General features: G+C 37.5%; 11 protein-coding genes and 1 tRNA gene. 2 read left to right on the forward strand and 10 right to left on the reverse strand.

What is annotated here, in order from left to right; all coding sequences use genetic code 11:
• The first annotated feature begins 159 nt into the window (after positions 1-159).
• A tRNA-Ala gene (locus AFK68_RS23940) sits at positions 160-232 on the forward strand.
• Positions 233-644: 412 nt separating this feature from the next.
• Here AFK68_RS23940 and AFK68_RS23945 read toward each other — a convergent pair.
• The 6 genes from AFK68_RS23945 to AFK68_RS23970 form a co-directional block, all read right to left on the reverse strand.
• Complete coding sequence (locus AFK68_RS23945) at positions 645-857, reverse strand: hypothetical protein (protein WP_094675673.1); 213 nt, start codon at positions 855-857, stop codon at positions 645-647.
• Between the two features lie 206 nt (positions 858-1,063).
• Positions 1,064-4,981, reverse strand: a complete 3,918-nt coding sequence (locus AFK68_RS23950; RefSeq protein ID WP_094675675.1) for a plasmid replication protein, CyRepA1 family — start codon at positions 4,979-4,981, stop codon at positions 1,064-1,066.
• A 126-nt stretch (positions 4,982-5,107) separates the two neighbouring features.
• The gene (locus AFK68_RS37260) at positions 5,108-5,257 is read right to left on the reverse strand and encodes a hypothetical protein (protein ID WP_168186625.1); all 150 of its coding nucleotides are present in this window, start codon (positions 5,255-5,257) and stop codon (positions 5,108-5,110) included.
• Positions 5,258-5,301: 44 nt separating this feature from the next.
• Entirely contained in the window at positions 5,302-5,559 is a 258-nt protein-coding gene (locus AFK68_RS23960; RefSeq protein ID WP_094675679.1) for a hypothetical protein, read from the reverse strand.
• Positions 5,537-5,923, reverse strand: a complete 387-nt coding sequence (locus AFK68_RS23965; protein ID WP_094675681.1) for a hypothetical protein — start codon at positions 5,921-5,923, stop codon at positions 5,537-5,539. The genes AFK68_RS23960 and AFK68_RS23965 overlap by 23 nt, the downstream gene beginning before the upstream one ends.
• A 3-nt stretch (positions 5,924-5,926) precedes the next feature.
• A complete protein-coding gene (locus AFK68_RS23970; RefSeq protein ID WP_094675683.1) occupies positions 5,927-6,106 on the reverse strand; it encodes a hypothetical protein in 180 nt (59 codons plus the stop codon).
• Between the two features lie 304 nt (positions 6,107-6,410).
• Here AFK68_RS23970 and AFK68_RS23975 point away from each other — a divergent pair, with 304 nt between their 5' ends.
• A complete protein-coding gene (locus AFK68_RS23975; protein ID WP_094675685.1) occupies positions 6,411-6,704 on the forward strand; it encodes a hypothetical protein in 294 nt (97 codons plus the stop codon).
• 834 nt (positions 6,705-7,538) lie between these two features.
• Here AFK68_RS23975 and AFK68_RS23980 read toward each other — a convergent pair.
• The 4 genes from AFK68_RS23980 to AFK68_RS23995 form a co-directional block, all read right to left on the reverse strand.
• Positions 7,539-7,928, reverse strand: a complete 390-nt coding sequence (locus AFK68_RS23980; protein ID WP_094675687.1) for a hypothetical protein — start codon at positions 7,926-7,928, stop codon at positions 7,539-7,541.
• Between the two features lie 325 nt (positions 7,929-8,253).
• Complete coding sequence (locus AFK68_RS23985; protein WP_371357531.1) at positions 8,254-8,793, reverse strand: tyrosine-type recombinase/integrase; 540 nt, start codon at positions 8,791-8,793, stop codon at positions 8,254-8,256.
• Between the two features lie 60 nt (positions 8,794-8,853).
• Entirely contained in the window at positions 8,854-9,195 is a 342-nt protein-coding gene (locus tag AFK68_RS23990; RefSeq protein ID WP_143438192.1) for a hypothetical protein, read from the reverse strand.
• The gene (locus tag AFK68_RS23995; protein WP_094675693.1) at positions 9,167-9,403 is read right to left on the reverse strand and encodes a hypothetical protein; all 237 of its coding nucleotides are present in this window, start codon (positions 9,401-9,403) and stop codon (positions 9,167-9,169) included. The genes AFK68_RS23990 and AFK68_RS23995 overlap by 29 nt, the downstream gene beginning before the upstream one ends.
• Between the last annotated feature and the right edge of the window lie 390 nt (positions 9,404-9,793).

Genomic DNA, 9,793 nt, shown 5'->3' on the forward strand with positions numbered 1-9,793 from the left:
CCCCTACTCTCAATCTATAATTTTAAATAGATCCCTTCAGGGGTTCTATATAGTAATGGCAACTGCTATAGATCATCTACTCAAAATGTTGTAGAAATTTTTTAATTAACTTCTTGACAAAGGAAAAAAAATTAGGTAATATAATTAATGCTTTGGTTCGGGGTTATAGCTCAGTTGGTAGAGCACCTCAATGGCATTGAGGGGGCCAGCGGTTCGAGTCCGCTTAACTCCATATTAATAGGGGAAAGGGTTTCAAGAATTTTGTAGAATATCCTATTTTTCTGTACCTCCCTCAGAGTACCATATAGATACAAGATGAGTTTTATTTGGGTGCGATTATACTCTGAAATATACTCAATTGTTATACTTCCTGGGAAAGGGAACCGTCTGTTTCAAATAGAAAGTTAACCTTGACAAACTGAGAGAAGTGCCGTAATGTAGATTTGTAACTGAAGCAGAGCAGCCCACTTCAAAATGGCCAGTGACAGTTAACGATTATGAAACTATATTAAACAGATATTTCCCAGGATTGCTATAAAAGTTTATTATAAAATTTTATTATAAAACCAAAAAAAATACACCAACAGGAAGGAAACCACCAAGCCAGTCTTAGGTGGTTTTGTTGTGTTTGGCCAGGATAAATCTTACTCCCCAACAGTGTTGGCCACATTTCCTGATAGGCCAAAGGTATCGCGAATTGGGGTGGCCTTCTCTACTCCATCTACCCAGCCACTGACAAGCATATTTATTACTTCAGATTGGTTTGTCCCGTATAACTTTGAGTAGTATTTTAATTTCTCTTTTAATTCAGAGTCAGTATAAACTTTAAAGAATGGTGTCTTTTTTTGCGCTGGCATATTAAACCTCCATAAAATTGTAATCAGCATCAATACACCTACCTAATAACAAACTGTTAGCGTAACAAGCCTGTTCAAACACCTCTCGACCAAAACATTCTATAGATGATGCAAGTCGTAGTTAGGTGTACTTACAAATATTAATATTTGTAAAATAGTTAAGTTAACCTTTCATCTATCTGTTGCCTAGTATTCCTGGATGCTAATTAAGCCTCCATAAAATTGTAATCAGCATCAATACACCTACCTAATAACAAACTGTTAGCGTAACAAGCCTGTTCAAACACCTCTGGACCAAAACATTCTATAGATGATGCAATTTGGTCAAGGGTAGTCGCTCCTGATTTGATTCCGTTAAAGAAGTAAGATACGACTTGCTTCACTCTGTTCGCGCCTACTTCAGGTATGATTTTAGGCGTTTTATCGTCATCAACATTCTCGTTTGGAAGCATTGGAGTTACATCTATCTGTTGGTTCTCATGGGTTTCTAAATCTTCACTGTATTGCACGTTCTCCATGTACTCTTCATCGCTGAGAAATTCCCTAGTGAATAAAGCGGGTTTCTTTTCCGTTTCTGTTGTTTCCTCCCCTAAAAACTTCTTCTTCTGTTCCTCAAAATATTCATTATTGTATTTCTCAAATAACCCCTCTTTCCTCCTGTCTAGGCATTCCTGGAGTAATGGTTGCAACATAATTTTTCTTTTCTCTTTACCCTCCCCAACTTCGTAATAGAGGTTATCCGCTATCACATACTCACGCCTCCTGTTACCGTTCTCATCCCTTTTTTGCCCCTTGTAATTAGCTTTGTAACCAATCAACTCAAGTATTTTGTTGAGATATTGGATATTCCCTAATTTGCCTTGCTTAGGTAAGTATTTGCATTTCTCAAGTGCATAAACGAAGGCTTTGACTAATGAACTTTCAGAGTGAATTGCTTTACTATTCATTAATGGAGTTAATATATACGATATTTCTTTCAATTCCATTACCACGGAATGTAATACATCCCAATCATCAAGAGAAAACCCGTGAATTATACTGCCAATCACCTTTTTATCTCTAATTAGTGTGTTTAAGTCTTCATTCTCTAAAAGATACCGTCTCCATAGTTTGCTCTTGCTTTCTGGGTTGTCAAAAATAAGTTCCTTGATTAAATCTACATCCCAATCATCCAATTTATTAATATCTGGGAACTGTTTTAAGAAGATGTATTTCCTTGCTTCTGCCACCTGTTCAGGTGTTTTGACCTCCCTCCTGTTTACACTCTCGTACTCATCGTCATTTAATATTTTTGCGTTCAAAATAGCTAGTGATTTTTCTTGTTTTATCGCTTCAGACTGTTTAGCAGTGCTGACTTTTTCGTTGTCAACTTCAACCTCATCTGCATCGTTAACGTCGTAACCCCTCATTCTTAAATCATGCACTAATAAATCCCTGTAACTATGCTGCCCAAGTAATCTAGCCTCCTTTAACTCATCCAGATATTTAGTGAAAGGGGAGTTTTTGTAATCGTCTATAGCCGACTGGAATGAGACTATAGCACCCTGAAGGAAGCCTCTATCCTCTGTTGTTCGATACTTATATTGAATTTTATGAATCTCACTAAATGCTGCACTTATGCGGTCTATCTTTTCATCAAAAAGGTCATTGATTGACTTATTTCCATTTCTGCTCTTATAAGCAAACAAATGTACCGGACAGTTTGCGTCCCTCACCCTGTGCATTATCTGAGTGCAAGCGTCCAATCCCAAATGAGTCCATCTAACAAATATCGCGTCAAAGTATTTTTCATCTATACTCAAGCCTGACTCAGCAGTAGGGCTTGTTAGTACGAAATCATAGAGATGTAAGCGTTCGTTTGGGGACTTAAGAAAGTCCTGCACTTCTTTCCGGTAAAAAGTTTCAGAGTTGATAATCAATACTCTACAACCAGATTTAATTTCCTCAGCCGTTTTCCGTCCCCAAGCTTCAGTAAACTTTTGAGAATCAGTAGCCAGAAAAATCCTCTTACCCCCTGCTATAGCGTCATTAAATGCCTGTCTGAGGTGCTTTTCGCAATCATACATAGTCACTTTCCTTGACGGCATTTGGTAAGTGTTTTCGGCTGCCAACGTATCCCCATCCCCTATCCCAGAAAGCTCTTGAATAACTTTAATATCTCTATCTGCAAGTTGGTCTGACATAATTACGACACCAGCACAGTTTTCCATCAACTCACGAAGGTGTTTCCTTAGCCTATATCTCTTGTCTTTGCAGGTATCACTCGTGAGCAAATGCTCTAAAACCAGCGGAGCTTCATCCAGTACGAGAACTTTACCTGTAACATCTGCAACCTGAATCCTGAGTAGGCTATCCATACATAATGAGGTTGATTCCATTGTCGCCGAAAGGTGAAGGCTATTAACTACCTCTTTTATATAGTAAATCTCTGGTATTCTTGCTCCCGTTTGTTTCAGTAGACTGTTTCGATATCCAAGCAGGAATATCCCACAATTCAATAATTCAAGTACCTTTTTCAACGCTTCAGTTTTCCCTGTTCCCATAGGGGACTTCAAAGCTAAAATACCCTGATTTCCTTTGCTTATATTCTCTGTAAATTTGAATATTGGGTTATGACCTCTATCCCCAAAATGGTCATTTACAGGTATATCTCTTGATGATAATTTATGTTTAGTTGTAAATTTCTTTTTTTCTTGGAGAGCTTTGAACTCTTCGTTTTTCTTGATAAATCTATAGAATGGAATCAATGAATATTTAGTCTTACCAGTAGTTAAAACATGATCAAAATCAAGATGATGCTGCTTAGTATATTGACCGTACCAGATGACGCGAATATCTTTGTTGTATTTTTTCTTGATATATCCTACTAAAGCCTTATATTGACTTGACACTAAATCATTGATTCCACTACTAGCATCAGCAGCAATAGCAAAAGTGAATTGGCCTGGATTATTGTTAGTGATTTTTGCAATGAACTTGTCAATATCGTCAAAATTACCCTTAAAATTACCCCCCACTGCACCGATACAAGGATAACCGGATAATTGATTAATTATGAATGGTTTAAGACAGCCTTCACTGAATAGAATGACATTCCTTCTTTGCTTGCTCCCCTTTCCGTCGTTGACAGTAAACTGACTCCGTTTATCTTGATTGGAGTTGCAGAGAGTATGCGGAGTCTTGCCGTTGATATGTTGGTTGTAACCGCCTTTATTACCAGCGCTTAACCAGATGTATTTGTCATTCTTTATTTTTAATTGACCACCAACAACTAGGCCGTCCTCATCAAATATGGGGCAAAAGTAGCTATCATTAGGAGCTACCGTCCTCAATCTATCTTGACTATCCCTGTATGTACCAGGTAAACCCTCATACTTATCGTCAATAACACCCTTTGGAAATGATTTACCCAGTAACCCGCTTGGCTCAACACCTCTTTTCAGTAAATCAGCTTTTGCCCAATCTTCTACAGGTTGTTGGCACAGCATATCCAGGAGGAGGTTATTAATACTCCCCTGGGTTAGGTGTGACACCTTTGAAGGCTTTACAGGTTCTGGTTTTGGTAGTTTCTTATATTCAGATAATTGAGATGAGTCAGGTCTGTAGAGATAACCTATACCTGCCTTGTCTTGTCCTAAATTTTTCCAGCCTGGTACTTGCCAATCTTCACCACAGATAACCAGACTGCCGTTAGTGCTACATCTCTTGTGTTGACCGTTGCATATGGGACAGTTATCAGGGAGTCCTGCTAATTTTCTTGTCTGTTTTAACCCCTCACGGGCGTTTGATTTGGTGTAACGAGAGTAGTAGCCGACTACAGCGGTATCGTATTTATCAATGCGTTGCAACTCCTGATACCCTACCCTTGCTGCTTTTTTAGCTTCTGCTAACTGCTTTCTGTGAGCGGTAAGAGCTTTTGCTTCTTCAGTAGACATATACCTTGCCTGGTCTACAGTCGGTACTGATTGAATGCCTTTCCAATTAGGAGTATGTTCAGGTGAAAATCGACCTAAAGCGCCACCTGTAATAATTTCATCTTTATTGATGGCATGATTGCCGTTCCCGATTGCAGATGAAGATTTTTCAGTAACTTCACCTTTAAAGTATTTACTCAGTAATCCCATAGTTATTGTTGTTTTGATTGCTTTGCTTGAATGTACTCGCTGTAACTAACGGTACTGAAACTAGCAAGAGTGCTAGCATTAAACCCGCCAGGAAGGCAGGCTCTATAATTGTGTTAACTCGTGTCTTCATCGCTTTTCTAAAGATGCTAGTTTGATTTCTACTTCGATTTCGGTGAAACCGCTCTTATTAAAGTCAATGGGTGATGAAATGATGTAGACGTGCTTACCTACGGTAATTTCAATGAAAACTTGCTGATAGTTTCTAGGTTTGTTCAAAATTCCGTAGGTGTTGCAGTCCAAGGTTTCGTAGGTTACAGCCATCATCCTATATGTGGAGCTGATGGTAGCCCTGGGAAAAACATAGATTCATCTAAATCCAATGATTCCAGTTTCTCATCCTTCTCTTTGAGGATTTTCTCTTGGATAATCATCCGAGCTTCTTCTTTATAATCAGTGAGGTATTTCTTGTAAGCGATACCCCATTCAATGGCATCTTTCCTCGCTTGGATGCGAGCGTCATCAGTATGATCGGATTGTGATTGCTTAATCGCATCATTAATTGACTGCTGTTGCTTCACATTCAACTGTTGTATAATTGCCCCGTTGTTCGTTGTCATAGGTGGTTGTTTCTCCTAATAAGTCAATGACTGTATTCAAGTGATAGACTGCTTGTGCCCTACCTCTAGTCGCTGCTAGGAAACGGTAAGCTACTATTGCTTCACAACTTTTGCGGTCGTAACCCTTGTCATATTTAAAGTGAGTAAACCCTTTAATCTGACATTGTGATAGTAATTGAACATCTCTAGTAAATTGGTTATTAGAGAGTTTTAGACCTGCACGTTTGAGCGCTTCGAGTAGATTCTTCCTGGTAAAGAAATCTTTATCTCCTAACGCAACATAGATGCTAGTCTTAATTCGGTCGATTGTTTTTTCGTTGAACATTTTTCACCTACTTCCCCAATAGACGCCATCTTTGTCAGGAACATTGAAGAAACCCCAATAAGTGATATCCAGGGGAAGTGCTTCATAGAAACCCTGTTGTTCAAATGTCTCCATCTCTTCATAGGAAAGATATTCAAAATCTACGAAAGTGACATCGTTGATTCTTTTTAGTGGTTCAGTCATCTCCTTCTTATAAGTGTTAATTTAGATTATGGATATCTACCTAATATTTACTGAAAGCCTCATTAAATGGTTCATTACAGATGAAACGATGAACAACTAGACAAGACTGCTAGTAATGAGATATCCTGGACTTGTACATGAGATATGAGTGATTTATGAGGTAACACCCCGTTGATTCTAGGGACGACGCCCTTCTATCCAGTCGGTGTTTCCTGTTTGCTCATGCTTTAATAATACTAAATATCCTCTGAAGATATCAAGATGTTTTTCCTATAAATTCTGGTTATATCATTAGGATGTTAATATGGCAGAGAGAAAAATGTTGTCTGTAGCAGTACCAGACGATTTGATGGAAGTAGTGAAGATGCTATCCGAACATTCCGGGAAAAGTATGTCGTCATCCCTCATCTACATAGCTGAAAGAGGCGCTCCCATAATCATTGATGAGTTAAACAAATTCGAGGTTTACAAAGAGGCAGTAGCAAAAAGGAAAGCCAAGGAAAAAGATAGTGTCGCTTTAACCGACAGTAATGGAGATGATGAAAAATCCAAACCTAAAGAAGTTAAAGGGAGTAGTGATTCTAAAAGTAAAAAGTAAGGTGTTGACAAGTCCAATTTAATTATGTATATTGTCTATATCCCTAAATTAAAGGCCACTTTTTACTGACATCACTACAAATAAGCATATAATTCTGTTTTAATATAAACTTTTGCAATAAAGCTTTACTCTAGAACAGAAAATCATGCTCTGGTAAGATAAAAGAACAATAAATGGACATTAAACCACCAATAATTAATTTGGTGGTTTTCTAATTTGTGAAGCCCGCCCTTATCGCAGGGTTATCTTTAACTATCCACTCAGCGATAATATCTTCTGTGATTAAATTGACCGTTTTAACTCCTGTGGTAATCTGAATTTCAGCGTATTTTATGTTATTTCGGTTGACCGTTCTCAGGCGTCTAGAAACTTCCTGTTTGGAGATACCAGACAACCGAGCATAACCTTTAACTGAGCAATAACTCTCGCCAGTATGATTATTGATAATTACCTCAATACCATCATCAGAGATGAATGTTTGCTATTTTAATTGGCCATCATTTACTGTCTCCACCTATAAAAACAAAAATCAATTTTAATCAATAATCAGAGACTTTTGTTATGCTTAATCAACCATTTTGTCTGTCACACCTACCCCTAGCGGGTAATATATAATCCCCCCTGGCATAGCTGTGACAAAATAAAAGCCTTTTACAGTGAGGATTTCAGGGAAAAATAATAATTATCATTTATTGGTAATAGCTATCGCTTCTACTGTAAAGTCGGATTAAAAGTTATACTGAAAATCAAGGTTCAAAGGGGTACTCAGAATTCAGGAGTTGAGGCCAATTGCCCCTGATTAATCTAAGTACCCCTTTAGTATTGGAGATTTCTTTAATTCATATCACCCATTAAAAATAGGTAAGATTCTAAAATAATTTCATCTTCCCACCTATCCATAATCAGCCAACCTTCCCAACCCAACGAAGCAACATAAGTCTCATAAAACGCCTTCCTTTTCTCTTCAATTGTGAGTGGTCTTGCACCAAAAGCATCTCTGAAAAAGTCAGTTAAAGACATCTTTGTTAGTGCCATATTTAAAGCTATGGCCTCTTTTTTGCCTTGAGATGCAGCGTATATAATCATACGAGAAAAGTCATCTATACTGATTAGCTTTGCAGACCTCTCTCCTAGGTTTGAATCGGTTAGCACTTCTGAAATATAATCTGTGAAACCTATTTTCTGTAAAGCTTTGAATGTGTTAGCTTTTCTCTTTATCGTCAAAGTTAACCAATTTTTAGCAAAACCTATGGCCTCAGATTATGTTGTAATTGATACATGGTAATACCCATTCGGTAGCTCAAATCCTTCTACTTCAATTTCAGGACAAAATCTTATGATTGCCCGCTTTGCTTTTACTGTTTTATTCATGCTAAGATATCTTTGCGAATTGATATGAGTTAATAGTTGTAGCTTGATTATTTTCCGTCTTTTATAGCTATAATCAAGCTACAATTCTTTGCATATTTTAACACAATGAATCAGCAATAAAATCGGCAAGAAAATGATAGTAATTGATTTAAAAAATACTCCTACCGATAAACAATACTCAAATTTCAGGAATTACTACTGAATCATCAGCACCCCAATAGTGCTGCAAAATCATCTTTTCAGAAGTCCCAGTCATCTTTGCTGTAGTAGCAATATCTATATCCGTTTCCCTTAATACAAGACTGATAAAGCTGTTTCTGAGGTTATAAGTAGGTAAATCCTTGCTAATTTTACCCGCCTCTTTTAACTGCTTAATAACTGGCTTAAACACCCTCGTGTTGAACTTTTTCTGGTTTATATAAATCCCAGTCACAGAAGGGAAAACCAGCTTTGATTTATTCTGGCACTGCTGCTGAGATAGTAATTCCTTCAATTTATTATTTATCCTAATCTCCCTACCGTCATTAGTTTTTGTCCCGTTAGCCAGATTCCCATGAGTAAAACGTTTGTTAATACTAATAATTCCTTGGGTTAAATCAATATCTTCCCAAGTTAAAGCGATCGCCTCTTCAGGTCTACAACCCGTATAAGCCAAGAAAGCAACGTAGGGATAATAATGCTTATGTTTCTCCTGAAAAGCCTTTAATATCTCATTAATTTCACCCCTAGACCATGCTTCCTTGCTTCTGTTGGTACGCTTAGGTAACTTCGGTAAAAATTACTTAATGTCCTTCCAAGGATTTTTAATATCATTACGTTTAGCCCAGGCATTAGTAGCGCAGACTATTTCATCCAACGCACGTTTCATAGTAGACGGGGAGTAGTGTTTGAGCAAAGTATCTACTACCTTATTTACTGATTCTTGCTTGCAGTCAACTATATTTAGAAACTTATCCGCAAATTTCCACGAGTTCTTTTGAGTAGATATTGCAATTTTATCTTTCTTGATTTCCTTGTGCCTTTCCCAGATTTGTTTGAGATTCCAGCTTAATTCCTTGTTAGTCGGTTTAATACTCTCTGCTTGGTGTTTTTTAGAGGCTCCTAAGTAAGATATCATCATAGATACCTAACTTACTTTTAGCTAATGCAGTATCAATTTCCTTAGCCTTAGCAGTCGCTATTCTCAGGCCGTCTTTTGTCCCTTCCGGACAAATCTGCAAAGATTTACCCCTTTTGTCAAATGTCCATCTTAATCTAATATGGCCTTTGAAAATCTCAATAGCTACTCGGCCTACCTTTTTGACTGTCCCTTGAGACTTGTTTCTCACTTTTGATGTACCTCAAAAAAAATACAATCTGAGGTACAGAAAAATAAACTCTAAATCCTTGAGACTCTTGTCTCATATAGCCAAAAAGTGCAATGGCATTGAGGGGGCCAGCGGTTCGAGTCCGCTTAACTCCATATTAATAGGGCTTTGTTTCCAAGGTTTCTTTCCTTTCCTACAGGTACTAATTTAGTATAAATTTAGTATCGCCAAATGGTAAAAAAGAAGCTACAAAGTTTTATATTATACCGTCATTCTGGTATAGGATGAGTTGCACCAACCCTAGCGGTAGAGTTAGTGTCTAAGTCCTAATATTCATCTATACTTTCAATTCAGCACTATCGCAGAAATTGTAAAAATTCAACTTTTTTAGATACTTCTCTGTTATGAGTT

Source organism: Hydrocoleum sp. CS-953 (genome assembly GCF_002260545.1).
Classification (GTDB): domain Bacteria; phylum Cyanobacteriota; class Cyanobacteriia; order Cyanobacteriales; family Microcoleaceae; genus Trichodesmium.

What these genes read in the sequence shown, in the direction of transcription:
- AFK68_RS23970 (WP_094675683.1), bottom strand. Translation starts at nt 6,106, where the DNA reads ATGACTGAACCACTAAAAAGAATCAACGATGTCACTTTCGTAGATTTT.
- AFK68_RS23965 (WP_094675681.1), bottom strand. Translation starts at nt 5,923, where the DNA reads ATGTTCAACGAAAAAACAATCGACCGAATTAAGACTAGCATCTATGTT.
- AFK68_RS23950 (WP_094675675.1), bottom strand. Translation starts at nt 4,981, where the DNA reads ATGGGATTACTGAGTAAATACTTTAAAGGTGAAGTTACTGAAAAATCT.
- AFK68_RS23990 (WP_143438192.1), bottom strand. Translation starts at nt 9,195, where the DNA reads ATGATGATATCTTACTTAGGAGCCTCTAAAAAACACCAAGCAGAGAGT.
- AFK68_RS23945 (WP_094675673.1), bottom strand. Translation starts at nt 857, where the DNA reads ATGCCAGCGCAAAAAAAGACACCATTCTTTAAAGTTTATACTGACTCT.
- AFK68_RS23975 (WP_094675685.1), top strand. Translation starts at nt 6,411, where the DNA reads ATGGCAGAGAGAAAAATGTTGTCTGTAGCAGTACCAGACGATTTGATG.